This window comes from Bacillus sp. 5RYD7K (genome assembly GCF_059831465.1).
Genome location: NZ_CP191200.1, coordinates 975,896 through 1,001,960 on the forward strand (window position 1 = coordinate 975,896; position 26,065 = coordinate 1,001,960).

Annotated in this window: 26 protein-coding genes and 3 pseudogenes; 26 read left to right on the forward strand and 3 right to left on the reverse strand. The window is 48.0% G+C overall.

Annotated features, from left to right (window positions below; all coding sequences use genetic code 11):
* Positions 1–8 precede the first annotated feature (8 nt).
* The 11 genes and pseudogenes from iolE to ACQE26_RS04980 all read left to right on the forward strand — a co-directional run bounded on the left by iolE (position 9) and on the right by ACQE26_RS04980 (position 9,735).
* Positions 9–905 (forward strand): myo-inosose-2 dehydratase, encoded by an 897-nt coding sequence (gene iolE, locus ACQE26_RS04930; protein ID WP_500470818.1) that lies wholly within the window; start codon positions 9–11, stop codon positions 903–905.
* Positions 906–963: 58 nt separating this feature from the next.
* Positions 964–1,113 (forward strand): annotated as a pseudogene (locus ACQE26_RS04935) (MFS transporter); the annotation flags it as partial.
* A gap of 22 nt (positions 1,114–1,135) precedes the next feature.
* Positions 1,136–2,170, forward strand: a complete 1,035-nt coding sequence (gene iolG / locus ACQE26_RS04940) for a bifunctional inositol 2-dehydrogenase/D-chiro-inositol 1-dehydrogenase (protein ID WP_500470820.1) — start codon at positions 1,136–1,138, stop codon at positions 2,168–2,170.
* Between the two features lie 19 nt (positions 2,171–2,189).
* Positions 2,190–3,059 (forward strand): sugar phosphate isomerase/epimerase family protein, encoded by an 870-nt coding sequence (locus ACQE26_RS04945; protein WP_438420957.1) that lies wholly within the window; start codon positions 2,190–2,192, stop codon positions 3,057–3,059.
* A gap of 65 nt (positions 3,060–3,124) precedes the next feature.
* Positions 3,125–3,967, forward strand: a complete 843-nt coding sequence (gene iolI / locus ACQE26_RS04950) for a 2-keto-myo-inositol isomerase (RefSeq protein ID WP_500470822.1) — start codon at positions 3,125–3,127, stop codon at positions 3,965–3,967.
* Between the two features lie 2 nt (positions 3,968–3,969).
* Positions 3,970–4,842 (forward strand): class II fructose-1,6-bisphosphate aldolase, encoded by an 873-nt coding sequence (fba, locus tag ACQE26_RS04955; protein WP_500470823.1) that lies wholly within the window; start codon positions 3,970–3,972, stop codon positions 4,840–4,842.
* Between the two features lie 107 nt (positions 4,843–4,949).
* The gene (gene yxdJ / locus ACQE26_RS04960; protein WP_326351826.1) at positions 4,950–5,639 is read left to right on the forward strand and encodes a two-component system response regulator YxdJ; all 690 of its coding nucleotides are present in this window, start codon (positions 4,950–4,952) and stop codon (positions 5,637–5,639) included.
* The gene (yxdK, locus tag ACQE26_RS04965; protein ID WP_500470824.1) at positions 5,636–6,613 is read left to right on the forward strand and encodes a two-component system sensor histidine kinase YxdK; all 978 of its coding nucleotides are present in this window, start codon (positions 5,636–5,638) and stop codon (positions 6,611–6,613) included. The genes yxdJ and yxdK overlap by 4 nt, the downstream gene beginning before the upstream one ends.
* 144 nt (positions 6,614–6,757) lie before the next feature.
* Complete coding sequence (yxdL, locus tag ACQE26_RS04970; protein ID WP_045925573.1) at positions 6,758–7,531, forward strand: ABC transporter ATP-binding protein YxdL; 774 nt, start codon at positions 6,758–6,760, stop codon at positions 7,529–7,531.
* Positions 7,506–9,374: an ABC transporter permease YxdM gene (yxdM, locus tag ACQE26_RS04975; protein ID WP_500470825.1), complete on the forward strand. Its 1,869-nt coding sequence runs from the start codon at positions 7,506–7,508 to the stop codon at positions 9,372–9,374. The genes yxdL and yxdM overlap by 26 nt, the downstream gene beginning before the upstream one ends.
* Before the next feature lie 13 nt (positions 9,375–9,387).
* Positions 9,388–9,735 carry a YxeA family protein gene (locus ACQE26_RS04980; protein ID WP_438420950.1) on the forward strand — a complete coding sequence of 116 codons (348 nt, stop codon included), beginning with the start codon at positions 9,388–9,390 and terminating at the stop codon, positions 9,733–9,735.
* Between the two features lie 40 nt (positions 9,736–9,775).
* Here ACQE26_RS04980 and ACQE26_RS04985 read toward each other — a convergent pair whose 3' ends face one another.
* Positions 9,776–10,738 carry an iron-hydroxamate ABC transporter substrate-binding protein gene (locus ACQE26_RS04985; RefSeq protein ID WP_500470827.1) on the reverse strand — a complete coding sequence of 321 codons (963 nt, stop codon included), beginning with the start codon at positions 10,736–10,738 and terminating at the stop codon, positions 9,776–9,778.
* Positions 10,739–10,863: 125 nt separating this feature from the next.
* On the opposite strand from ACQE26_RS04985, the pseudogene ACQE26_RS04990 reads away from it, so the two are divergent.
* A pseudogene (locus ACQE26_RS04990) lies at positions 10,864–11,255 on the forward strand (hypothetical protein).
* A 51-nt stretch (positions 11,256–11,306) separates the two neighbouring features.
* Here ACQE26_RS04990 and ACQE26_RS04995 read toward each other — a convergent pair.
* Together ACQE26_RS04995 and ACQE26_RS05000 are read right to left on the reverse strand one after the other, a co-directional pair.
* Positions 11,307–11,669 (reverse strand): hypothetical protein, encoded by a 363-nt coding sequence (locus tag ACQE26_RS04995; RefSeq protein ID WP_500470829.1) that lies wholly within the window; start codon positions 11,667–11,669, stop codon positions 11,307–11,309.
* Positions 11,670–11,830: 161 nt separating this feature from the next.
* On the reverse strand, positions 11,831–12,211 hold the full coding sequence (locus ACQE26_RS05000) for a hypothetical protein (protein WP_060963894.1): 381 nt from the start codon (positions 12,209–12,211) through the stop codon (positions 11,831–11,833).
* Positions 12,212–12,322: 111 nt separating this feature from the next.
* Between ACQE26_RS05000 and ACQE26_RS05005 the strand changes: the two genes are divergently transcribed.
* The 14 genes and pseudogenes from ACQE26_RS05005 to ACQE26_RS05070 all read left to right on the forward strand — a co-directional run bounded on the left by ACQE26_RS05005 (position 12,323) and on the right by ACQE26_RS05070 (position 25,966).
* The gene (locus tag ACQE26_RS05005) at positions 12,323–12,742 is read left to right on the forward strand and encodes a lipocalin family protein (protein ID WP_438420947.1); all 420 of its coding nucleotides are present in this window, start codon (positions 12,323–12,325) and stop codon (positions 12,740–12,742) included.
* The gene (locus ACQE26_RS05010; RefSeq protein WP_500470830.1) at positions 12,732–13,256 is read left to right on the forward strand and encodes a hypothetical protein; all 525 of its coding nucleotides are present in this window, start codon (positions 12,732–12,734) and stop codon (positions 13,254–13,256) included. The genes ACQE26_RS05005 and ACQE26_RS05010 overlap by 11 nt, the downstream gene beginning before the upstream one ends.
* Positions 13,257–13,324: 68 nt before the next feature.
* Complete coding sequence (yidA, locus tag ACQE26_RS05015) at positions 13,325–14,137, forward strand: sugar-phosphatase (RefSeq protein WP_500470831.1); 813 nt, start codon at positions 13,325–13,327, stop codon at positions 14,135–14,137.
* 70 nt (positions 14,138–14,207) lie between these two features.
* Entirely contained in the window at positions 14,208–15,149 is a 942-nt protein-coding gene (gene deoR, locus ACQE26_RS05020) for a DNA-binding transcriptional repressor DeoR (RefSeq protein ID WP_060963897.1), read from the forward strand.
* A gap of 90 nt (positions 15,150–15,239) precedes the next feature.
* Complete coding sequence (gene deoC / locus ACQE26_RS05025) at positions 15,240–15,908, forward strand: deoxyribose-phosphate aldolase (RefSeq protein ID WP_500470832.1); 669 nt, start codon at positions 15,240–15,242, stop codon at positions 15,906–15,908.
* A gap of 92 nt (positions 15,909–16,000) precedes the next feature.
* On the forward strand, positions 16,001–17,182 hold the full coding sequence (locus ACQE26_RS05030) for a NupC/NupG family nucleoside CNT transporter (protein WP_500470833.1): 1,182 nt from the start codon (positions 16,001–16,003) through the stop codon (positions 17,180–17,182).
* A 27-nt stretch (positions 17,183–17,209) separates the two neighbouring features.
* Complete coding sequence (locus ACQE26_RS05035; protein WP_016937442.1) at positions 17,210–18,511, forward strand: pyrimidine-nucleoside phosphorylase; 1,302 nt, start codon at positions 17,210–17,212, stop codon at positions 18,509–18,511.
* 137 nt (positions 18,512–18,648) lie between these two features.
* Positions 18,649–18,903 (forward strand): annotated as a pseudogene (locus ACQE26_RS05040) (lipocalin-like domain-containing protein); the annotation flags it as partial.
* A gap of 317 nt (positions 18,904–19,220) precedes the next feature.
* Positions 19,221–19,538, forward strand: coding sequence for a hypothetical protein (locus tag ACQE26_RS05045; RefSeq protein ID WP_500470834.1), 318 nt, complete (start codon positions 19,221–19,223; stop codon positions 19,536–19,538).
* 384 nt (positions 19,539–19,922) lie between these two features.
* Complete coding sequence (locus ACQE26_RS05050; RefSeq protein ID WP_500470836.1) at positions 19,923–21,758, forward strand: beta-glucoside-specific PTS transporter subunit IIABC; 1,836 nt, start codon at positions 19,923–19,925, stop codon at positions 21,756–21,758.
* A gap of 18 nt (positions 21,759–21,776) precedes the next feature.
* Positions 21,777–23,174 carry an aryl-phospho-beta-d-glucosidase gene (gene bglH / locus ACQE26_RS05055; protein ID WP_500470838.1) on the forward strand — a complete coding sequence of 466 codons (1,398 nt, stop codon included), beginning with the start codon at positions 21,777–21,779 and terminating at the stop codon, positions 23,172–23,174.
* 81 nt (positions 23,175–23,255) lie between these two features.
* Positions 23,256–23,702 carry a universal stress protein gene (locus tag ACQE26_RS05060; protein ID WP_049627663.1) on the forward strand — a complete coding sequence of 149 codons (447 nt, stop codon included), beginning with the start codon at positions 23,256–23,258 and terminating at the stop codon, positions 23,700–23,702.
* A gap of 146 nt (positions 23,703–23,848) precedes the next feature.
* Positions 23,849–24,760 (forward strand): DMT family transporter, encoded by a 912-nt coding sequence (locus ACQE26_RS05065; RefSeq protein WP_500470840.1) that lies wholly within the window; start codon positions 23,849–23,851, stop codon positions 24,758–24,760.
* 141 nt (positions 24,761–24,901) lie between these two features.
* Positions 24,902–25,966 (forward strand): polysaccharide lyase family 1 protein, encoded by a 1,065-nt coding sequence (locus tag ACQE26_RS05070; protein WP_500470841.1) that lies wholly within the window; start codon positions 24,902–24,904, stop codon positions 25,964–25,966.
* Positions 25,967–26,065 lie beyond the last annotated feature (99 nt).

The following is a 26,065-nucleotide window of genomic DNA, read 5'->3' on the forward strand; positions in this document are numbered from 1 at the left end:
GCATCACGATGGGCAAACAAAATATTCTGTGGGGCATCGCTCCCATTGGATGGCGCAATGACGATATGCCGGAAATCGGAGCCGGGAATACGCTGCAGCATTTGTTGAGCGATATTGTCGTCGCCGGCTTTCAAGGTACGGAAGTGGGGGGATTTTTCCCTGAACCTTCCGTCCTGAATAAGGAGCTGGCTCTCCGGAACTTACGGATTGCGGGGAAATGGTTCAGCAGCTTTATCATTCAAGACGGTATTGAAAAAACGGCTGAATCATTTACGGAACACTGCGATTATTTGCAGAAAGTCGGAGCGGATGTCGCCATCGTTTCTGAACAGACGTACAGTGTCCAGGGCTTGGACATTGATGTTTTTAAGAAAAAACCGCACTTCTCAGATGAAGAATGGGATACGCTGTGCAATGGCTTGAACCGTCTCGGGAAAATCGCGGAGGAATACGGGCTGAACCTCGCTTTTCATCATCACCTCGGCACAGGCGTCCAGACGGCGGAAGAAGTTGACCGGCTGATGGAAGGAACGGACCCCCGGTATGTCCATTTACTTTATGATACCGGCCATGCCTATATCTCCGACGGAGACTGCATGACGATTCTCAACAAGCATATGGATCGGATCAGACACGTTCATTTCAAAGATGCGCGGATTGACATTATGGAGCGGTGCAGAACAGAAGGCAAGTCATTCAGGCAGTCTTTTTTACAGGGCATTTTCACGGTTCCCGGAGACGGATGCATCGACTTTACCGAAGTGTACCGGACGCTCATCCGTCATGATTATTCAGGCTGGATCGTCATTGAAGCCGAACAAGACCCGGCAATCGCCAATCCGCTTGAGTACGCGCTGATAGCGAGAAAGTATATCGACAGTCAACTGCTTGATCCTGCAAATTAGAGGGGGACTTATATGAATCGTGCCAAGGCGGAATCAGCTTTCAGCAAAAGGACCATCTATGGCCGGTATTCTGCTCATATGCGTGACGGCCATCGGGCTTGTCTTCGCACTGAATACGTCCGGCAAGCCGCTTGAACAGATTCAGGAGGAACTGTACGGTGCTCCTCAGGACGGCAGCGAGAAAAGAAAGACGAGAACCATTATTTGATTATCAGAAGGAGTGGCGATCAATGAACTTACGTATAGGTGTTATCGGAACCGGTGCTATCGGAAAGGAGCACATCAACCGCATCACAAATAAGCTGTCCGGAGCGGAGATTACCGCTGTCACAGATGTGAACCAGGAGGCTGCGCAGCAGACCGTTAAGGATTTCAATTTGAACGCCTCCGTTTATCCTGATGACGAAAGCCTCCTCGCTGCTGAACATGTGGACGCCGTCTTAGTGACAAGCTGGGGCCCGGCTCACGAGTCCAGCGTTTTGAAAGCGATTCAGCACGGCAAGTACGTGTTTTGTGAAAAGCCGCTCGCCACAACGGCAGAAGGCTGTATGCGCATCGTCAAAGAAGAAATGAAGACGGGTAAACGTTTAGTTCAGGTAGGCTTCATGCGCAGATATGACAGCGGTTACGTTCAGCTGAAAGAAGCGATCGACAATCGTGCGGTCGGTGAGCCGCTGATGATTCACTGTGCGCACCGCAACCCGACAGTCGCATCGAATTACTCAACAGACATGGCCGTTGTCGATACGCTCGTTCATGAAATTGATGTCCTCCATTGGCTCGTCAATGACGATTATGAATCGGTACAAGTCATCTATCCGAAGAAATCAAAAAATGCGCTGCCGCATCTCAAAGATCCGCAGATGGTCATCATCGAAACAAAAGGCGGTATCGTCATCAATGCCGAAATCTACGTGAACTGCAAATACGGCTATGACATTCAATGTGAAATCGTCGGGGAAGACGGTGTCATCAAGCTTCCGGAGCCATCAAGCATCAGCTTGAGAAAAGAAGGAAAACTCAGCACCGATATCCTGATGGATTGGCAGCGCCGATTTGTGGCTGCGTATGATGCGGAAATTCAGGACTTCATCGATTCGATCCGGGAAAAAGGCGAAGTCAGCGGTCCGACGGCATGGGACGGTTATATTGCCGCGGTGACAACTGACGCGTGCGTAAAAGCTCAGGAATCCGGACAGAAAGAGCCGGTGGCGCTGCAAGAAAAACCGGCATTCTATCAATCCTTTACAACTGTGAACAAATAATAGATTTGGAGTGAAAGCAATGAAACTGGCCTTAGATCCATCCATGTACCGTGATGATTTAACGTTAGAGGAAATGGTCTATAAAACGGCGGAGCTCGGATACGAGTATATCGAACTGTCCCCGCGCGAGGATTTCTGTCCTTTCTATAAATATCCGAAAGTCGATTCAGCAAAAATCAAACATCTGAAGCGTCTTTTAAAGGATACAGGCGTGAAGCTGTCCTCTCTCCTGCCGCTTTACCACTGGGCGGGACCTGATGAAGACCGCCGCCAGGCCGCCGTGCGCAACTGGAAACGGGCGATCGAAATTGCGGTTGAGCTTGAAGTGGATTTGATGAACAGTGAATTCAGCGGTTCAAAGTATGATCCGTTGACAAGTGAAGAAAAATTCATCAAATCCATGGATGAACTGCTGCCCGTCTTTGAAAAAGAAGGCGTTAAACTCAATCTGCAGGCCCACCCGTACGATTTTATCGAGACGCACAAAGGTGCGATGGATATGATCCGCGCGCTTGATAAGGATTGGATCAATCTGGTCTACTCGACGGCGCATACGTTCTTTTACGATGACGGCAAAGGCGATATTGCGACTATGTTTGATGAAGCCGGCGGCCGCCTCACACATGTTTTATTTGCAGATACCTTTAATCATAAAGCGGCTCACGGCCTGCGTTACATCGTCAATCCGCCTGACGCGAAAGTAACGGTTCATCAGCATTTGGACATCGGGCAAGGCGAGGTCGACTTTGATACGATTTTCAAAAAAATGAGAGAGATGAAATTCGACGGAATTGCGACGAATGCCGTTTTCGCTTGGGTCGGCGAGAGAGCGGATGAATCAAGCCGGTTCATGCTTAAGAAATTAAAAGAAGAATTAGGTATGGCATAAGCTTTAGTACGGAGTTCGGCGGGGCGGAAAGGCTCCTCAGCTAAACGCAGATGGGAGAGGCTGACATGAAACTTTGCTTTAATGAAGCGACAACGCTGGAGAATTCAAACTTGAAACAGGATTTAGAGCTGTGCGAAAAGCACGGCTATGATTATATTGAAATCCGCACAATGGATAAGCTGCCGGAATACTTAAAAGACCATTCACTGGCCGATCTGGCGGAATATTTTCGAACCCATCACATTAAACCGCTTGCCCTGAACGCACTGGTTTTCTTCAACAACCGTGATGAGAAGGGCTATAGGGAGATCATTTCGGAATTCAAAAGCATGATGGAAACGTGCAGGACGCTCGGCGTGAAATATGTAGTGGCCGTGCCGCTTGTGACAGAGCGGAAAATCTTGAAAGAAGAGATCAAAAAGAGCAGCATAGAGGTGCTGACTGAGCTTTCGGATATCGCTGAGCCGTACGGCGTAAACATCGCGCTTGAATTTGTCGGCCACCCGCAATGCACGGTCAATACATTTGAACAGGCGTATGACATCGTGAACGCTGTCGGCCGCGATAATGTCGGGCTTGTGTTTGACAGCTTCCATTTTCACGCGATGGGCTCCAATATTGAAAGCCTGAGGCAGGCGGACGGAAAGAAAATTTTCATCTATCATATTGACGATACAGAAGATTTCCCGATCGGATGTTTAACGGATGAAGACCGCGTCTGGCCGGGGAAGGGAGCGATTGACTTAGACGCCCACCTGTCAGCGTTAAGGGATATCGGATTCAATGATGTTGTCTCCGTAGAACTGTTCAGGCCTGAATATTATAAGCTGACCGCGGAGGAAACGATCAAAACGGCAAAGGAAACAACGGAAGCCGTCGTATCAAAATACTTCATGAAGGAGGCGTGAACATGGCTTTTGTCACCATGAAACATCTTCTTGCAGAAGCGAAACGGGAGCAGTATGCAGTCGGCCAGTTTAATATAAACGGTCTGCAATGGACGAAGGCGATTCTGCAAGCGGCGCAAAAGGAGCAATCGCCGGTCATCGCCGCGGCTTCCGATCGTCTGGTCGATTATTTAGGCGGCTTTAAAACGATTTCCGCCATGGTCAGCGCGTTAATGGAGGAAATGGCGATTACCGTTCCTGTCGTGCTTCATCTTGATCACGGAAGCAGTGCGGAACGCTGCAGACAGGCCATTGACGCCGGATTCAGCTCAGTGATGATTGACGGCTCCCATCATCCGATTGATGAGAACATCGCGATGACAAAAGAAGTCGCCGATTATGCCGCTAAGCACGGCGTCTCAGTAGAAGCTGAAGTCGGCACGGTCGGCGGCATGGAAGACGGTCTGATCGGCGGTGTCCGCTATGCCGATATCACGGAATGTGAGCGGATTGTCAAAGAAACCAGTATCGACGCGCTGGCCGCCGCCCTCGGCTCCGTACACGGCAAGTATCATGGTGAGCCGAATCTCGGATTTAAGGAGATGGAAGCGATCTCCCGCATGACTGATATTCCTCTCGTTCTTCACGGGGCATCCGGAATTCCGCAGGATCAGATCCAAAAAGCCATCACGCTCGGCCACGCGAAGATCAATATCAATACGGAATGTATGGTCGCCTGGACAGACGAAACACGCCGCATGTTTCACAAAACCCGCGATCTGTATGAGCCGCGCGGCTACATGACACCCGGCATTGAAGCTGTAGAAGAGACAGTGCGAAGCAAATTGAGAGCGTTCGGATCAGCCGGAAAAGCCGCTAAGCAGCAAGTCGGCTGAATGAAACCACTAACCGCCGGAATGGCGGTTTTTTTGTGCGGTGTTGCGTCCATATGCCCGAAACGATTATGATGATGGCAGCAGCGTAAAAACGGGAGTGGTTCAGTTTGAATAAAATCATGATAGTAGAAGACAGTGAAGACATTCGCGGATTATTGCGGAATTACCTTGAAAAATACGGCTATCAAACCGTGGCCGCCGATGATTTTACAGCTGTTCTTGATGTCTTTTTGCGGGAAAAGCCTGATGTGGTGCTGCTTGATATCAACCTGCCGTCCTATGACGGCTATTATTGGTGCCGGCAGATCCGCCAGCATTCCACGAGCCCGATCATTTTCATCTCAGCCAGAAGCGGGGAAATGGATCAGGTCATGGCGATTGAAAACGGCGGAGACGATTATATCGAAAAACCGTTTTCCTACGATATTGTGCTTGCGAAAATCAAAAGCCAGATCCGCAGGGCATACGGAGAGTACGCCGCCAAGCAGGGAGAGAAAGTGGTTGAATATGCCGGTGTGCAGCTCTTTGTGGAACGGTTTGAACTGCGCTTTCACGACGAAAAAAGCGAGCTTTCTAAAAAAGAAAGCAAGCTTTTGGAGGTGCTGCTGGAGCGGGGAGAAAAGGTAACGGGAAGAGACCGGCTCATGGAAAAAACGTGGGACACCGACATTTTCGTCGATGACAATACGCTTAACGTGTATATCACGCGGCTCAGAAAAAAACTGCGGGAGCTGAATGCGCCTGTTTCCATTGAATCGGTGCGGGGCGAGGGCTACCAGCTGAGGGCGCTGTCATGAAGCTGTTTCTCCGTTCTCATGCCGTGCTGATTCGGCTTTTTCTCCTTCAAGGGCTGTTTGTCTTCTTTTATTACTGGTTTGCGGGTCTTCATTCTTTTTCCCACTTGTTTTACATATTGGGCGTGCAGCTTCTTATTTTGGCGGGGTACCTGGCCTATCGCTGGTACAAAGACCGCGGCGTGTATCATTGGCTCAGCTCGGGGCAGGAAGGGACGGACATCCCGTATCTCGGTTCTTCAGTGTTTTGTTCAGAGCTGTACGAAAAGCAGATGGAGCTGATCCGGCTGCAGCACCAGAAGCTCCATGAGACCGAAGCCAAGCTCGACGCGCGGGTGACGTATATGAATCAATGGGTGCACCAAGTAAAGACGCCGCTGTCGGTCATTAATTTAATCATTCAGGAAGAGGATGAGCCCGTCTTTGAACAAATCAAAAAAGAGGTCCGGCAGATTGAATTCGGGCTGGAGACGCTCCTTTATTCATCACGGCTCGACCTGTTTGAGCGGGATTTTAAAGTCGAAGCGGTTTCCTTATCAGAGCTTCTCCAATCGGTCATTCAAAGCTATAAACGGTTTTTTATTCAATACCGCGTTTATCCGAAAATGAACATTCACGATGATCATCAGATTTACACCGATGCAAAATGGCTGAAATTTGCGATCGGCCAAGTGGTCACAAATGCGGTCAAGTATTCGGCAGGCAAGAGTGACAGACTTGAGCTGAATGTCTTCCGCGATGAAGACAGGACGGTGCTTGAAGTCAAAGATTACGGTGTCGGCATTCCCCCGCAGGACATCAAGCGGGTGTTTGACCCTTATTTCACCGGCGAAAACGGGCGGCGTTTCCAAGAGTCTACGGGAATCGGCCTCCATCTCGTCAAAGAAATTACGAGCAAGCTCAATCATACGGCGGACATCAGTTCGTCCCCCGGTGAAGGGACATCGGTTCGATTTTCATTTCTTACAAAAATGTAAGACTGCGTTAAGAAAACAACATAGCTCGTTTTGCTTCCCCTTGATAACATGGATTCATGTCAAGGGGATTTTTTATGCTGAACGCCCCGGCACTACATGAAAGCAGCCCTGATCAACAAGAATAAAACCATAAGGAGGATTCTCATGGCGAATATGCTTGAAGTCAAACAGATAAATAAAACCTATAAAGGACAAGTATCCTATCAAGCCTTAAAGCAAATTTCATTTTCAATAGAAGAAGGCGGGTTCACGGCGGTGATGGGACCGTCCGGCTCCGGAAAGACAACGCTTTTGAATATCATTTCAACGATTGACCGTCCGGATTCAGGCGATATCCTGATTCACGGAGAAAATCCGCACCGGCTGAAGCGGACAAAGCTCGCTCATTTCCGCCGCAAGCAGCTCGGATTTGTGTTCCAGGATTTCAACCTTTTGGACACGCTGACAATCGGTGAAAATATCATGCTGCCGTTAACGCTTGAAAAAGAAGCGCCGTCTGTCATGGAAGAAAAACTGCACGGCATCGCGAAAAAGCTCGGAATCGAAGACCTGCTCAACAAACGGACGTTTGAAGTATCCGGCGGACAGCGCCAGCGTGCCGCCATCGCAAGAGCGGTCATTCATAAGCCGTCACTCATTCTCGCCGATGAACCGACGGGAAACCTTGATTCCAAAGCGTCAAAAGACGTCATGGAAACGATGCAAAGCCTGAATCAGGATGATCATGTCACGGCTTTGATGGTGACCCATGATCCGGTTGCGGCAAGCTACTGCCGCCGCGTCATCTTTATAAAAGACGGCGAACTATTTAATGAGATTTACCGCGGGGAAAACCGCCAAGTCTTTTATGAACAAATTCTTGATGTGCTGTCTATGCTGGGGGGAAACGCAAATGACCTTTCTTCAGTTCGCTTATAAAAACGTCACGAGAAACAAAAGGGCCTATCTTGCATTCTTCTTGAGCAGCGCCTTTTCCGTGTTGATTTTCTTTACCTTTGCGATGTTCCTGTTTCATCCGGCATTAAAGGAAGGCTACCTGAATAACATCGCCAGAAAAGGGTTAACCGCAGCGGAATGGATGATCTTTGTTTTTTCTTTCTTATTTGTTCTGTATTCGGTTAATGCCTTTTTGAAATCGAGAAATAAAGAATTCGGCATCCTGCTGATGCAGGGCATCACGCCGGGACAGCTGAGAAAGCTCATTACGGCGGAAAACATGATCATCGGCGTCATGTCGATCGCAGCCGGGATTATCGGCGGCTTCATTTTTTCGAAAACGTTCTTTACGGTCGGCGCTTATATTTTAGAAATGGACGCGCTGCCTCTTTATATGCCTTGGAAAGCGCTCGGCATGACGGCCGGCGGATTTCTGCTCTTATTTTTCCTTTTATCGCAGTTCACGATCCTTTTTGTCAGATCAAATACGGTGATCAAATTAATAAAGGGCACTGACAAGACCAAACCGGAGCCGAAGCCGTCCGTGCTTCTGTCCTTATTCGGCCTCGTCTGCCTGTGCGGCGGGTACGGCATGGTTCTGAAAGGCAATGTCCACGGGACTGAACCGTTTATCATTTTACTGCTTACCGTCATCGGCACGTATTTCTTTTTCAGCCAAAGCAGCATCTGGATTCTGCGCGCGCTGAAGAAGTGGAAAACCTTTTATCTGCGCGGCAAAAATGTCATTTGGATTTCTGATCTTGTCTATCGTTTAAAAGACAACGCCCGCCTGTTCTTTATCGTCAGCATTATTTCCGCGGTAGCTTTTACGGCGACGGGCGTGCTCGCGATGTACAAAGCGACCGTCGGGGCGGAAGAGTCCGCTTATGAGATGGAGTATGTATCTTTCAGCAGCAATCCAAAAGAAAAGACTCATTTGAAAGATATTGACCATGAATTGAAGACACACGGCTTTACGTATAAGAAAGACAAAATAGATGTTTCCTATGTCCGCTATCAGGAAGGGGATACTGTTCCGCCTGTTTACATGATCAGCGAATCGGATGCAGCGAAATACTTCCATGTCAAGCTGAACGGCCTGAAACATGGTGAGGCCGTCTATTTCCCGGGCACGTATGACCGCAATTTCAAAAACGAAGCGCCGGATCAGCTGAAGCTGCTGAACCAGAAAGGCAAGCCGTCCAGCCAAAAACTGTCGGTAAAAGAAGTCGAAAAACCGCTGATTTCATTGAATGCCATCATTGCGGTAAACGATCAAACCTTTGATCAGCTGAAATCACTCGGTGATAAAGCGTCATTATACGGCTACAGCTACGACCATTGGAAAGACAGTCTTGGGATCAGCCAATCCTTGAAAAATGAGATTTACGGCAACTATATCGACGTGCATTCTGATTTTATGGCAAAAGCGGGCACCTACTATGATACGGTGCAGCTGCCGAGCTTGAGTTTATTCATCGGCCTGTTTATCGCGATCGTCTTCTTTGTCGCGGCAGCAAGTTTCTTATATTTCAGGCTGTTCACCGATTTAGATGACGACCGGGAGCGCTACCGTTCACTGGCCAAAATCGGTCTGAGTGAGCGTGAAATGTCACAAAGCGTGACGATACAATTGGCGATTCTTTTCTTCTTTCCATTTGTCATTGCCGTCATGCATACGCTGTTTGCCTTGAGAACATTGGCCGTGGAAGGCTATTCCGATGTAGCGGGGCCGCTCAGTCTGACCATCGGAGGATTTTTCATTTTTCAGCTTCTGTTCTTCCTCGCGGTGCGGTCAAGCTATTTGAAAAAACTGAACAAATAAGGGGAGTGCAAAGATGAAAAAAGCATTGGCAATCCTGGCCGTCTTGGCGGCCGCTGCCGTCATATACGGGCTTCTCTTTTTTCATAACGATGTTACAGACAGATTTAATCCGTTTATTCACCAGCAAGATGTTTATGTACAGATTGACCGAGATGGCAAACATCTTAGCCCGGGCGGTACTGAATATACATTAGACGGATACAACGCATCCGGAAAAAAAGAAGAAGTGACCTTTTTCGCCGGGAAAGACCTTCGGAAGAATGCCTATTTGAAGGTGAAGGCGAAAGGAAAGTATGTCGAGACTTGGGAAGAAGTCAGGTTTAAAGATATGCCGGACTCCGTACAGTCGAAATTCAAGTAAATCATACAAAAACGGCACAGCGTCAGACTGTGCCGTTTTCTTATTTTTTATTTTCTTCGGCCCGTTTGATCAGCATGTCGGTGATGATGTCCATCTGTTTGCTGACGGCAATCGGGTCATACGGATAGAAAGTGTTGAAGTCGTTGATAAAGACACGATTGTTCTTTACGGCGTCGAGATTTTTCCAAACGGATGAATCTTTCAGACGCTCAAATGTTTTGCTTTCTCCATTCGGATTGTAATCGGTGATGAACATATAATCAGCCGCATATTGAGGGATGACCTCTTGGGAAACCTGTTTCATGGCGCCCGTTTTCATGATGTCTTTTTCAATGTTGGCCGGCGCTTTTAATCCGAGTGCGTTATAAACGGCTTGGCCGCCGCGGCCGGAATTGTCATTGAAAACCCAGATCTCGCCTTTATCCGTCGTTTCATAAAGGCCGACTGTCTCGTCTTTGCCGATCACGTTTTTGAGGCGCTTTTGATCGGCTTCGGCTTTTTTGTTGAAGTCTGCCATAAAGCTTTTGGCTTTATCCTTCGCCCCGGTAATGTCGCCGAACAGGCTGACCGTATCTTTTGTATTTTTTGCGGTGTTAAAAGGAATGACAATCGTCGGCGCGATTTTCGAAAGTTTTTCGTATTGATCATCCTTCATCAGCACGATTAAATCAGGCTTCAGCTGCATCACTTTCTCCACATTGACAGGATTGCCGACGTCCTTGACGTTTTTCAGCTGTTTTTGGATAAACGGATTTTTGAAAGCCCATGAGCCCGCTCCGACGACATTTGCGTCAACGGACAGCAGCTCACCCGCATAAAAGTCAGTGACGATCCGCTTCGGATGTGCGGGTATGTCAATTTTTCCTTTTGTTGATTGATATGTACGCATGTCTGTCTTTCCTTTGCCTGATGCGGAGCCGCTGTTTTCCTTCGCGCCGCTGCAAGCGCTTAAGGCGAAAACAAGCAGAAGTGCCAGGCCCATCAGCCATGATCTTTTCTTCATCATGATCCCCCTATTTTAGTGATAATGATTATCATTATTAATATAGCAGGAAGACCTTATTCCGTCTATGTTTTTATAGAAATCCTTTCTTGATTATCCATGTTATAGTAGTAAAGGAGGAATGAATGTTGATTACGAAAAGAGGAACTTGGTGGGAAGTGCTGCACAGCTGGTGGCTGCTGCTGACTTTTGCGCCGTTTGCGCTCACCGCTTTCTTGGCCTTTTTCTATATCGGCTACCGGGCCAAGAACAAAAAATGGCTGAAATACGGACTTATCTATTTATTATTTTAGCAATTGCTTTTGTGCTGCCGAGCACTCCCGGCGTGTATATCGTGCTGCCTCTATGGGTCATCGCCATCATCCACGGGCTGAAGGTGCGGGCGGCTTATTTGATACAGCTTGATGTGTTTAAACAAAATGTCGAAGCGAGAGCGTATGAAGCGGTTAGGCACGAGGCGGAAGAAAAATTCGGCGGAAAACCCGCTCATCGTATTGACCTGACAAAACAGAGATAAAAACAAATGACAAAGCCGGTATCCTTGTGCTTTGTCATTTGCGTGATCGGGCTATTGCTGGTATGAATGCTGCTGGAACGGTGTGTGATGCTGGGTTTGCGGGAATGAAGAAACGTTAGCGTTTGCCATCGGTGAAGTTATATGTCCGCTTACTTCCTGCTGCAGCTGATTGCACACATTCACGATTTGCTGACATTTTTGGATGGCCATTTCATGACCCTGCAGCGCTTGCTGAATGGTATGAACGGCATGCTGCTCATGGTTCAGCATCTGCTGAAGCATTTGAATGTTTTGCTGTTCCTGCTGGAGCATTTGCTTGTACTGCTGGCTGCTTTGCTGTGTCTGCTGAATAAGCTGCTGTGCTGTTTGGCGGCATTGCTGCAGCTGATTTCCGCTGTATTGGTTTTGGTACATCATGAAAACCTCCTGGAGTGATTGATTTTACATATTTATCATGTGAAAGAAAATGTGAGGCATTCATGCAAGAATGGCATTCAAATATTTACCTGTTATGTACAGAGCGGAATACAAGGCTCGGGAATGGCCTGTCGAGCTTTGTATTCCGGCCCTTTTTCTCAGAAGCCGCCTTCTGTAGCGTGAAAAGGGATATTGAGTCTGTTTTCGACTGCGCGCAGGCGCTGATTCAAACGGTTTAAGCGGCGGGTATGGATTTCAACCGCCTGGCTCAGCCGTCTGACCTGCTCACTCATCCGCGTAATTTCCCGGTTTTGGCGCTGATCTTCTTGTGAGAGGCGGGTAAGCTCTCTCGTTTGCTCGGCATTTTGTCTTTCAAGCTGTGCGACTCTCCGTTCTAATGCAGTCGGCTGCCGTTCTTCGGACTGGTAGGGCGCATAATAGCTTTCCTGCTGATACGGCTCATACTCAACGCGGTTCACTTCGTATTCCTGCTGCTGAGGGAAATAGGCAGGCGGGGTGTAGTACTGATATGGGTTCATTCATCATTCTCCTTATCTAGTGAAGTCTTTATACACTATGTAGTCAATCGCACAGTGCCACGGCATCTGCCTAACTTACAGGCGTAAAAAAAGCTGCAAAGGAAGGTGATCATGTTGCGGGACATACGGATTTTCATCATGATGGTTCTTGTTTTCGGATGCGTCATGATAACAGGCTGCTCGCAAAAGAAAGCGGACGAGACCCCTTTTTATTACGGGACATGGGATGCGGGGCTGAAACCGGGCCCGATGGACGGAGTCAGATCTGAAACCGTCACGTTTACGAAAGACAGCGTGCTGACAAAGCAGGTCATTAAAGGCCGCGGCGAGGTTCCCATGCCCTCGGATGCTTACAAGGTGATCTCACAAAACACGGACGGAACGATAGAGATTGAATACCTCGGACGTCCGCACCCCGTCAAAAGCATGTTGAAAAGGGGAAAAAACGATACGCTCATTTGGAAGATATACGGAGAAACAAAAACAATGACAAGAATAAAAACCGGCGGGGAGGATGCACATGAGAAATAAAGCTGCCGACAGACTCGTTTTGACGGGTGTCATCGTACATATCATTCAATGGTTTTCACTGGTATGGTTATTTTTTATGCTTTTAGATCAGTTCGGGCGTTTTACTATTTATAATCCCAATGTCGTAAACGGCAGCATGCAGTCTTTTTCATTCTTTGATATGATGCGCGCTCTTCTGTTTTCCGGCACGCTGCGGAATACGCTCCTGCTGTTTCTGTTTGCGGCGCTGCTCATTTACTTATGGGTGAACGCCCTGTTTATTCTGCTGGAAATCGTTTCTTACATCATGATCAGGCGGAACAGCCGTTCATTATGGGCATACTTTCCCGCAGCGATGGGAATAAAGCTTGCCCTTCTGGACATAGCGGCCGTCCCTTTCTTTGCGGCAGGACTGATTCTCTTAAAGCAGAAAACAGATAACGGCGCAGAACAAACCGATAAGAAAACAAGACGGCCCCGTATCCGGAGACAGGCCCGGTATAAGAAGAGAAGACGGAGAAATCCGTCCGTTTAATTTTTCTTTGAAACGAAAAAACGATATGATGAAAGCATAAGACGAAAAGGATACAAAGGAGATGCAGGATGTACAAGTTAATCGCAATAGATATGGACGGAACACTATTAAACGATCATCATGAAGTGACGGCTGAAGTCCGCGGGGCGCTTGATGCCGCTAAAGCGGAAGGGGTCAATATCGTCCTGTGCACGGGCCGGCCGATCGGCGGCGTGCGGCGGTATTTGGAAGAGCTGAACTTACAGGAGGAAGGCGACTTTGTGATTGCTTATAACGGCGCCCTCGTCCAAAATACGTATACAAACGGTGTCGTGGCCGAGCAGTCATTAGGTTATGAGGATTTGAAGTCCCTTTACGAGCTGAGCTTACAGCTGGACACCCCGATGCATTACTTCGACACAGCCAATCTGTACACGCCGAACCGGGATATCAGTGAATACACGGTTTACGAATCATATATCACGAAAGTGCCGCTTCATTTCCGCATGATTGATGAGGTGCCGAAGGATATTCTGATTCCGAAAGTCATGTTCATCGACGATCCGGACAAGCTGGAGAAAACGATCGCTTCCATTCCGGAATCATTCACGGAAACATACACAATGGTCAAAAGCGCGCCGTTCTTTCACGAGATTCTTCACCCGAAAGTCAGTAAAGGAAACGCGGTCAAGCTGCTGGCTGAAAAACTCGGCATTGAACAAAAAGACGTCATGGCAATCGGCGATAACGGCAACGACATGTCCATGATTCAGTGGGCCGGCTGCGGTGTCGCTATGGCCAATGCCATCCCGGAAGTAAGGGAAATTGCAAATTTTGAAACAAAATCAAACAACGAACACGGCGTAGCGCATGCGATTCAGGAGCTTGTGCTGAAAAAATAGGCACCCCATCAGAGGGTGCTTTTTTACCGCGTGTTTTGGTGATATGATAAGCGGAGAGGGGAGGCGCGATATGGATCGTGAAAAACAGCAGCTCAGCATAGAAGCGGCAAAACTATATTATCAATCAGATTACAGCCAGCAGCAGATCGCCGAACGGCTTAATCTGTCACGCCCCACCGTTTCGAGGCTGCTTCAGTACGCAAAGGAAAAAGGATATGTCCAAATTCGCGTCATGGACCCGTTTGAGGATCTGGACGAGCTCGGCGCGAAGCTGGAAGAAAAATACGGGCTGCTTGAGGCGCACGTCGTCTTTTCTCCAAGTGACGATTACCAGGCCATTACACATTACTTAAGCCGTTATGGCGCAGACTATATGCATAAAACCGTAAAGGACGGCGATATACTCGGCGTAAGCTGGGGGACGACGATGTACCAGATCGCAAGCCGCATGGAGCCGAAGCAGGTAAAGAGCGTTGAAGTCGTGCAGCTGAAAGGCGGCATCAGTCATTCCAATGTCAATACGTATTCGTCAGAAACGATTCAACTGTTCGCCGAAGCATTTCAGACCATGCCGAGGTATTTGCCGCTGCCGGTTATATTTGACAGCGCTGATGTGAAACAGATGGTCGAGCGGGACAGACATATTAAGCGGATCATTGAAATGGGCAGACAAGCCAATATCGCGCTGTTTACGGTCGGAACCGTCCGGGATGAGGCGCTGCTTTTCAGGCTCGGCTATTTCCGGGAAGAAGAGAAACAATTGCTGAAAGCGCGCGGAGTCGGCGATATTTGTTCGCGGTTTTTTGACGCGGAAGGCAGGATCTGCAGCAGCAGCATTAACGGCCGGACGATCGGCGTCGAGCTCAGCGACTTGAAAATGAAAGAACGTTCGATTCTGGTGGCGGGCGGCAGCAGAAAATGCAAGGCCATTCACGGGGCCCTGACAGGAAAATACGCCAACGTTTTGATTACCGATCAGCATACGGCCAAAAAACTCATTCAAGAATTGTGACAATTCATGAACATAATTTCAATAACCAATTTACATATGTTCAAAATTCGGTTATTCTAAACGTATCCTAGGAAAAAGGAAGTGCATACAATGTCAATTGCAAGTCAAATAGACCATACTGCTTTGAAACCGCATACACAAAAAGCAGATATTTTACAACTGATAAAAGAAGCAAAAGAGTATAAATTCGCATCCGTTTGTGTGAACCCGACTTGGGTCAAACTCGCAGCGGAGGAGCTGAAGGGCACGGGAGTTGACGTTTGCACCGTTATCGGATTCCCTCTCGGCGCAACGACATCGGAAACAAAAGCATTTGAAACGAAGGATGCCATCTCAAAAGGAGCCACTGAGGTTGACATGGTCATCAATATCGGCGCATTAAAAGACGGTGATGATGCGGCTGTTGAGGCTGATATCCGCGCGGTAGTTGAAGCAGCTGATAAAAAAGCGCTCGTCAAAGTGATCATCGAAACATGCCTTTTGACAGACGAAGAAAAAGAGCGCGCGTGCCGCTTGGCGGTATCCGCAGGCGCCAATTTCGTCAAAACGTCTACCGGTTTTTCGACAGGCGGAGCAACGGCTGAAGACATCGCTCTTATGAGAAAAACAGTCGGACCGGACATCGGGGTCAAAGCATCAGGCGGCATCAGAACAAAAGCTGATGTTGACAGCATGATTGCAGCGGGCGCGAGCCGGATCGGCGCAAGTGCGGGCGTCTCTATCGTGAGCGGCGGAGACAGCGGCAGCAGCGACTATTAATCAGCAGTGCGGAAGCCGAAAGCTTCCGCCATCCTCTTTCTTTGTTGATGCATAAAAAATTGTAAGCGAATACAAATAAAAGGAGAACACATATGAAGTATCTCATCGGAATTATCGGTATCATTGTGTTTTTAGGTCTTGCCTGGCTCGCCAGCAACGGCAAAAAAAGAATCAGAATCCGGCCGATCGCCGTCATGCTCGTGCTGCAGCTGGTTCTCGGTTACATTCTCCTCAACACCGGTATCGGGAATTTTCTTGTCGGCGGTTTTGCAAAAGGATTTAACTATTTGCTGGAATATGCATCAGAAGGGATTAACTTTGTATTCGGCGGACTTGTGAATGCGAAACAGACGACGTTCTTCATGAGCGTGCTTCTGCCGATCGTCTTTATATCCGCTTTAATCGGAATTCTGCAGCATTGGAAGGTCCTCCCCTTCATCACGAAGTATATCGGTCTTGCGTTAAGCAAGGTGAACGGAATGGGGAAAATCGAATCTTACAACGCTGTCGCCTCCGCAATTTTAGGGCAATCAGAAGTGTTTATCAGCTTGAAAAAACAGCTCGGCTATCTTACTGAACAGCGCTTATACACGCTTTGCGCATCTGCTATGTCGACGGTCTCAATGTCGATCGTCGGTTCTTACATGATGATGCTGAAGCCGGAATACGTCGTGGCGGCGCTTGTGCTGAACTTATTCGGCGGATTTATCATCGCTTCTATCATCAACCCGTACACCGTCACCAAAGAAGAGGATTTGATCGTCGTTCCTGAAGAAGAAAAGCAATCCTTTTTTGAAGTACTCGGTGAGTATATAATGGATGGATTCAGAGTCGCCGTTGTCGTAGCGGCGATGCTGATCGGATTTGTCGCACTCATTGCCCTGGTCAACGGCGTTTTTAACGCAGTCTTCGGCATTACATTCCAGGCGCTGCTCGGCTATGTCTTCGCGCCGTTTGCGTTTTTAACCGGTATTCCGTGGAATGAAGCGGTGAGCGCGGGAAGCATTATGGCGACGAAAATGGTATCGAATGAATTTGTGGCGATGCAGACGCTCTCATCCGGCGATTTCCATTTCAGCGCGCATACTCAGGCAGTGGTATCGGTATTCCTTGTCTCATTTGCGAATTTCTCCTCTATCGGTATCATTACGGGTGCGGTGAAAGGACTGCATGAAAAGCAAGGAAACGTCGTCGCGCGGTTCGGGCTGAAGCTGCTGTACGGCGCAACGCTCGTCAGCTTCCTGACAGCGGCGATCGTGGGATTGATTCACTGAACATAATTGAAGGACAGGTGATAGATCATGAGAATGGTAGATCTTATTGTAAAAAAACAAAACGGAAAAGAACTGACAACAGAAGAAATTCAATTTTTCGTAAAAGGATATACGGACGGAAGCATCCCTGATTACCAGGCAAGCGCCCTTGCCATGGCGATTTACTTTCAGGATATGACAGATCGGGAGCGCGCCGATCTGACAATGGCGATGGTCAATTCAGGGGAAACGATTGATCTCTCCGCCATCGAAGGCATCAAGGTCGACAAGCACTCTACGGGCGGGGTCGGCGACACGACGACTCTCGTACTCGCACCGCTCGTCGCGGCGCTCGGCGTTCCCGTTGCTAAAATGTCCGGACGCGGCCTCGGCCATACGGGGGGAACCATTGATAAATTGGAAGCGATCGAAGGCTTCCACGTGGAATTGTCAAAAGATGAATTCATCAAGCTTGTGAACCGCGACAAAGTAGCCGTCATCGGACAAAGCGGCAACTTGACGCCTGCCGATAAAAAGCTGTATGCGCTGCGTGATGTAACGGGTACGGTAAACTCCATCCCGCTGATCGCAAGCTCTATTATGAGTAAAAAAATCGCCGCCGGAGCAGATGCAATCGTGCTTGACGTCAAAACGGGCGCCGGCGCGTTTATGAAAACGGATGAAGACGCCGTGAACCTCGCCAAAGCAATGGTCCGCATCGGAAACAACGTCGGCCGCCAGACGATGGCCGTGATTTCTGACATGTCGCAGCCGCTCGGTTTTGCGATCGGGAATGCCCTGGAGGTTCAAGAAGCCATTGATACGTTAAGAGGGGAAGGCCCTGAAGACTTAAACGAACTCGTCCTCACGCTCGGCAGCCAAATGGTCGTATTGGCGAAAAAAGCCGAGACATTGGAAGAAGCGAGAACGAAGCTGCAGGAAGTCATGAAAAACGGCAAAGCGCTTGAAAAGTTCAAAGAGTTTCTGAGCAATCAGGGCGGAGACGCTTCCGTCGTTGACGAACCGTCCAAACTTCCGCAGGCGGCGTACAAAATTGACGTCCCGGCAAAAGAAGCGGGTGTCGTTTCAGAAATCATCGCTGACGAAATCGGCGTCGCAGCGATGCTGTTAGGCGCGGGACGTGCGACAAAAGAGGACGAAATCGACCTTGCCGTCGGCATCATGCTCCGTAAAAAAGTCGGTGACAAAGTCGAAAAAGGAGAGCCGCTCGTCACCCTTTACGCCAACCGCGAAAACGTTGACGACGTGACCGCCAAAGTCTATGACAACATTCGCATCTCAGAAAAAGCGGAAGCACCGAAGCTGATTCATACGCTGATTACGGAATAAGAACAGAAAGGCACATACCCCATCAGTATGTGCCTTTTTTTATGGCATGGTTTTATCCAAATGAATGTCATGAACGGATTGTTTTGGCTGTTTCTTTCTCAAAAAATAAATGAGATAGCACAGGATCATACAAGGGATTCCGCAGACACGGAAAAAACATCACAGCCACAATCAAAACCCCAAAAACCATCCGGCTTAACACCAACGGCACCATTTCCGGGGAAATGAACGGAACCTGGACAATAACCGGCAGCAGCAAAGCCCGAATCAACCTGAACGGCACAAATTATGACGGCGCCTTCCTGAAAGAATGGGATTCAGAGAGGAAGAAAGAAGTCGTGACGTTCAGTGTGCTGAGCAGTGATGGGGAGGCTGTTTGGGGAGCGGAGTGATCCGGACTTAGGACCTTCTTTTAATTAAGAAGGTTCTTTTTTTTATAATATAAAAAATCACTTCAAAGTAATTAATACTCTATAATTTGCTCTAGAGGTTGTTTTATAAGTGCAGTATCTCTTAAAAAGCCTTAAATTATATTTGGGATAAAAATACTTATATTGAATTTCAGATTTAGATATAGAAACAGTGTAGAGAAGGGAACTGGGATCCGTTTTACCGGATATCCTATGTGATATTGGTGTGAGCTTAATTGGCAGGAGTTGATATTATAGCTATAGCCCATAACATGAATCTATTTAGAAGGTGACTTGATTTGTTTATAAAATATGATGAACTTGAGTTATTAGAGCTGTTTTTGAATGAACCGGTAAGTATAGCGGATAATCCAGATGCTGGAGAATTAATATATTCTGTAAAAGATACTAAAGGGTTTAAACTGGTGCTATTTGTAGATGTATATAAGATGGAATGCGATGTAAGTCTGACTTATGATGAATCAATCGTTTTTCATTCGAAGCTGAACAATGTTACACAGTTGAAGAAAGTAAACAATAATATGATCATTTATATTAAGGATGAAGAAAAGATAAAGGTAACTTTTGAAGAGCAATTCGGTATCTTTTTGCTGTGAACAAGGAATTTTTAAAAGCATATTGCCGTTAAATGCTTGATTAGTGAAAACACTAATCAAGTTTCTGTTTTAAGTTATGCTATCATTACATAAGTAACATAATATGAATCACTAAAACACAACAATTAAAATGTAAGCGTTGACACCCCCTAAATCCAGTGCTAAAGTATACATATCAACCCAATATCATTCACCTAGGATTGTTACTGCAAACCGCAGGCAAAACCTAAATTGCGTCAGACAGGGGAAGACCCCCGTGTGCTGTGCAGTTTAGGTTTTTTTTATACCCTTTTTTGGAGGTGATGCTGATTTCATAACAAAAAAGCCGGAGAAAGGCGGCCACCTTTCGTCCGGCAGTTCCCCCATTTTTAAGGAGGTATACTCATGGACTATCATAAAATATCAAAAGAGATAGTACAACTTGTCGGCGGGGAGGAGAATGTTCAGAGTGTCATCCATTGCATGACGCGGCTTCGTTTTAATCTGTATGACAATGCGAAAGCAGATCGGGACGGGCTGGAACAGACGGAAGGCGTGATGGGGACAAATATCAGCGGCGAGCAGTTTCAGATCATTATCGGCAATCATGTGCCGAAGGTGTATCAGGCTTTGATGGAGAGCAGCGGGCTCAGCAATGAAAGCGCAAACAAAACTTCAAAGCAGAAGAAAAATGTGCTGAGTGCCGTGTTTGATGTGATTTCCGGCGTGTTTACACCGATTCTGCCGGCCATTGCCGGGGCGGGCATGATAAAAGGACTTGTCGCGTTAGCGGTGACATTCGGCTGGATGTCGGAGAAGAGCCAGACTCACAGCATTCTCACGGCTGTCGGTGACGGTGCGTTTTATTTTCTGCCGATTTTGCTTGCGGTAAGCGCGGCGAGAAAATTCGGCTGTAATCCGTACGTGGCGGCTGCTGTGGCGGGTGCGATTCTGCATCCGGATTTGACTGCCTTGCTTGGGTCTGGGAAAAGCATCTCCTTTATCGGTCTTCCTGTAACCGCTGCCACGTATTCATCGACAGTCATTCCGATTTTGCTGGCGATCTGGCTGATGTCCTATGTGGAGAAGGGAATCGACCGAATCACTCCTTCTTCTTTGAAATTGATTGCCGTTCCGATGCTTACGCTTGTGATCGTCGTGCCTGTCACACTGATCACAGTCGGCCCGCTCGGCGCGATTCTCGGAAATGATCTGTCTGTCGGCGTCAATTATTTGTTCAGTCATGCGGGGATTGCCGCAATGATTCTGCTGGCCGGCACATTTTCGCTCATCATTATGACGGGGATGCATTATGCGCTTGTGCCGATCATGATCAATAACATCGCTCAAAACGGACATGATTACATTCTGCCTGCGATGTTTTTGGCGAACATGGGGCAGGCCGGCGCGTCATTTGCGGTTTTCTTGAAATCAAAAAACAAAACCTTTAAGTCACTCGCATTTACGACGAGCATTACGGCTTTGATGGGCATAACCGAACCTGCCATGTACGGCGTCAACATGAGATTGAAAAAACCGTTCGCGGCTGCTTTAATCGGCGGCGCGGCAGGCGGAGCTTTTTACGGTGTAACGGGCGTCGCTTCCTACATTGTCGGCGGAAACGCGGGTCTGCCGAGCATTCCGGTCTTTATCGGGCCGACGTTTCTTTACGCGCTGATCGGGCTTTTTATCTCGTTTGCGGCGGGTATGGCGGCGGCACTGCTGATCGGGTTTGAAGATGTACAGTCCGAACGGGACAAGGCATCTGAAACGCCGGGTGTGACGGCAGGCGGAGAAATCATTCACAGCCCGATTAAAGGCGAAGTGAAAGCATTAAGCGAAGTGAATGACAGCGTGTTTTCCGGCGGAATGATGGGTAAAGGTTTTGCGATTCTGCCTGAAGAGGGCGCGGCGGTTTCTCCCGTAGAAGGCAGGGTGACAGCCGTATTTAAAACAAAGCACGCCATCGGCATTACGAGTGCCCTGGGAGCCGAAATTCTCATTCATATCGGGCTTGATACGGTACGGCTGGATGGCAGGCATTTTGAAATGCACGTCAAAGAAGGCGATGCCGTCGCGCCGGGAGATCTGCTGATTACTTTTGATATCGAAGAGATAAAGGCTGCCGGCTTTGACGTGATGACGCCGGTCATCATTACGAATACGGATCAATATTTATTTACAGACGTGAAAAAACGCGGAATGGTCAAACCGAACGAAGCGCTTTTGGCGTTATCCTGAAAAAGAGGTGGAGAAAACATGAAGAGATTTCCGGAAGGTTTTTTATGGGGCGGCGCAACGGCTGCCAATCAGATTGAAGGAGCTTATAAAGAAGGCGGCAAAGGACTTTCTACGGCGGATGTCTCCCCGGACGGCATTATGTCTCCGTTTCATGAGACGGACGATGCGCTGAATCTGTATCACGACGCGATTGATTTTTATCACCGCTATCAAGAGGATATCGCCCTGTTTGCGGAGATGGGCTTTAAAGCGTTCCGCACCTCCATTGCGTGGACGAGAATTTTTCCGAACGGTGATGAAGCAGAGCCGAACGAAGAAGGGCTGCAATTTTACGACCGTTTGTTTGACGAATTGAGAAAACATCAGATCGAACCGGTCGTCACGATTTCTCACTATGAGATGCCGCTCGGTCTGGTGAAAAATTACGGCGGCTGGCGAAACCGCCAAACGGTCGATTTTTATGAACGGTACGCCCGCACGGTTTTCACCCGTTATAAAGACAAAGTGAAATATTGGATGACCTTCAATGAAATCAACGTCGTTCTTCACGCTCCGTTTACAGGCGGCGGTCTTATATTCCGGGAAGGCGAAAATAAACAAAACACGATGTACCAAGCAGCCCACCACCAATTTGTGGCGAGCGCGCTGGCGGTAAAAGCCGGCCATGAGATCATCCCGGATTCACAGATCGGCTGCATGATCGCCGCGACGACAACGTATCCGATGACGCCGAAGCCGGAGGATGTATATGCGGCATTGCAAAAAGAGCGGAGCACGCTGTTCTTTTCTGATGTGCAGGCGAGGGGCAGCTATCCGGGCTACATGAAGCGCTTCTTTAAAGAAAACGGAATTACGATCGAGATGAAGGAAGGAGACGAGGCGCTCCTGAAAGAACATACGGTGGATTACATCGGCTTCAGCTACTACATGTCGATGACGGCCAGCACGGCGCCTGAGGATCTGGCGCAATCTAAGGGGAATCTTCTCGGCGGCGTGAAAAACCCGTACCTGAAATCTTCGGAATGGGGCTGGCCAATTGATCCGAAGGGATTGCGCATCACCTTAAACACGCTGTACGACCGTTATCAGAAACCGCTCTTTATCGTCGAAAACGGGCTCGGCGCGGTTGATGAGCCGGAGGAAGACGGAAGCATTCAGGATGAATACCGCATCGATTATCTGCGTGATCATTTAATAGAAGCAAGAGAGGCGATTGAAGACGGCGTCGACCTGATCGGCTACACGTCGTGGGGACCGATTGACCTCGTCAGCGCCTCAACAGCAGAAATGAAAAAACGCTACGGCTATATTTATGTTGACCGCGGCAATGACGGAAAAGGCACGTTTGAAAGAAAGAAAAAGAAAAGTTTTTATTGGTATAAAGACGTCATCGCCACAAATGGAGAAAGTCTGTAAACACAATGTTCCGGAGAAAGCCGGCAAAATTGACATTCAGCAATGAGAGGAGGACAATAAGAGCAGAAAGGCGGGATTCATATGTTTAAAAAAATTCTTGCAGCAGTAGACGGTTCAGACATGAGCAGCAAAGCTCTGGATGCAGCGATCCATCTGGCGAAAGAACAGCAGGCGGAACTCACCATTCTCTATGCGGGACGTGAAGCCGTTGTCTCCACAACAGCCTTAACCGGAATTGTCTATGTTCCGGAAAACTTCATTGAAGACATCAAACATGAAGTCGCGCAAAAAGGAGCAGCCATTCTGGAAGATGCCAAGCAGAAAGCGGCGGAAAGCGGAGTAAACGCGGAAAGCCTGTACGTTCAAGGCGAACCTGCACATCAAATTTTAAACATAGCGAAAGAACAGCATTTCAATCTGATTGTCGTCGGAAGCCGCGGAATCAGCGGATTTAAAGAAATGATGCTCGGAAGCGTGAGCCACAAAGTCTCACAATTGTCTCCTTGCCCTGTACTGATCGTTCATTAACAGACCGCCCCGCTGATGCGGGGCTTTTTTTATGAGAAAAGACCTCCGTCTTTCGAAAAATAGGATGAAATCTTCCTCTGAATCAAGTAAAATGGCTGTTAGTATTTGTCTGAATAAACAGTCAATGATATGGAGGAAGCGAATCAATGCAAGCTGAACAAGCATCAAATGCCGTCATCAAAATGGTCATTTCCATGGTCATTTTCGGATCAATCGGCTTTTTCTCAGAACATACGAATGTGCCTTCAATTGAACTGGTCTTTGTGAGATGTCTGTGCGCCTCATTGTTTCTGGGCGTTTGCTGGTTTGGTTCCGGACGGTACCGCACCGAACAATGGAACCGGCGTGAGGTGCTACAGACACTGGCCTGCGGATTTTTTCTCGTGCTGAACTGGGTGTTTTTATTTAAATCATTTGAGGAAACATCAGTGACGATAGCGATTTCCGTTTATCATCTGGCACCGGTCCTCGTTCTTCTCCTCGGGAGTCTCATATACCGGGAAAAACTGCATCTTGTGTCCGTCAGTTCCATCGTGATTTGTTTTCTGGGCACCGCCCTGATTTCCGGCATCAACGGAAATACGTCATTTTCTCAGCTGATGGGATCGGGTATTATTTGGGCTGTGCTGGCCGCCCTTTTTTACGCCTTTACGACACTGGCCGGGAAAGGTATCAACAACCTCAGCCCATATGCCGTCACCTGTTTGCAGACCGGATTGGGCGTTATCATTCTTCTCCCGTTCGTCCGTTTCGGCGCTTTTTCTGATTTGTCGCAGGTGAACTGGATTATGATTGTATCGACCGGCATCATTCACACGGGAATTGTGTATTTGCTCTTTTTTGACAGCCTGCGGTTTTTATCCACCCGGTTTATTTCGATCATCGTATTTCTTGATCCGGCGGTGGCGATCGTGCTTGACACCGTGTTTACGGGATTTCGCCCCGATCTTTATCAATCTTTGGGGATTGTGATGATTTTTGCGGGGATGGCGCTGTCCTTGATTCGAAAGCATAAAGCCGTGCCGGCGGAGGCTCAGGCAGACAGCACCCGTATATAGGCGGCCGTATCGGCTGCTTTTTTTGTTTTGGGGCTTTTCAGCCACAATGAAAAAGAAGACAAACAGATCATGGAAAAAGAGGATAGTAATTGTATAATACTTCATGTACTTACAATTTAAGAGATTAAAGGAGTGAAGGGCATGATCAAGAAGACGCGTCATCTCGCTTTCTTAGCTGCACTCGGATTTGCGCTTTGTCTGGCCATCGTATGTTCCGCATCCAAGCAGGCAGAAGCGGCAGCGGCGTATCCGGATGTGATGCAGGGACTTACCGGATTTGCGGGAAATGCGAAGGATCATAACGGAAAAGCAAAATCCGCCGTATCGGGAGGCCAGGGCGGCCCCGTCGTCTACGTCAGCAATCTCAATGATTTGAAAAACAATGCGGGCGGGACGGACCGCAAAACCATTGTCATCACCAGTGATATTTACTCCCCGGGTAAAGCCGTCGTGACAGTCGGCGCCAATAAAACCATCGTCGGCTCTTATACCAGCCACAGGCTGACCAACATCTATCTGACAACAGGCTCCGGCTCAAACAATGTGATTTTCAAAAATCTCATTATCGGCCATAGTGCAGCTATTACGGGTAACAACGACATTCCGATGTACATAGCGAACGGACAGAATTACTGGATTGACCACGTGTGGTTTGAAGGGCACAGCTACAATCCGAACAGCCACAGCGATTTGGGAAAGCTTCTGTATGTCGGCGCCAAAGCGGATTTTGTGACGCTGTCTAATTCAAAATTCTCCGATCATCTGTACGGCCTGATTCTCGGCTATCCGAATGATGATAACGAAGGCCGCAATTATATCGGCTATCCGCATATGACGATCACCAACAACTATTTTAATAACGTCTATGTCCGTTCACCGGGCCTGATGAGATACGGCTATTTTCACGCGAAAAACAACTATGTGACCAATTTCAATTTAGGATTTACCATTCATACAAACGCGACTGTCTTCTCAGAAGCCAACTACTTCGGCAACGGAAATGAAAAAGGCGGAATGATAGACGACTACGGGACGGCCCAATTCACTGACATCGGTTCATTCCCGTCGCTCATAGCTCCGAAATCACCGCGCACCGGCTGGAATCCGAGATCCAATTACAGCTACGGCACGCTTTCAGCGCAGGATGCCAAAAACTTCGCCCAATCCTACGCGGGAGCACAAAATACAAATCTTCGCTATCCATAATACGAAAAACCGCCCTAGCCGGCGGTTTTTTTATATGAGTAAAAGGTCATAAATTCCTATCATCCTTAAAAAAACCTTAAATACCTAGGAAAATATTGA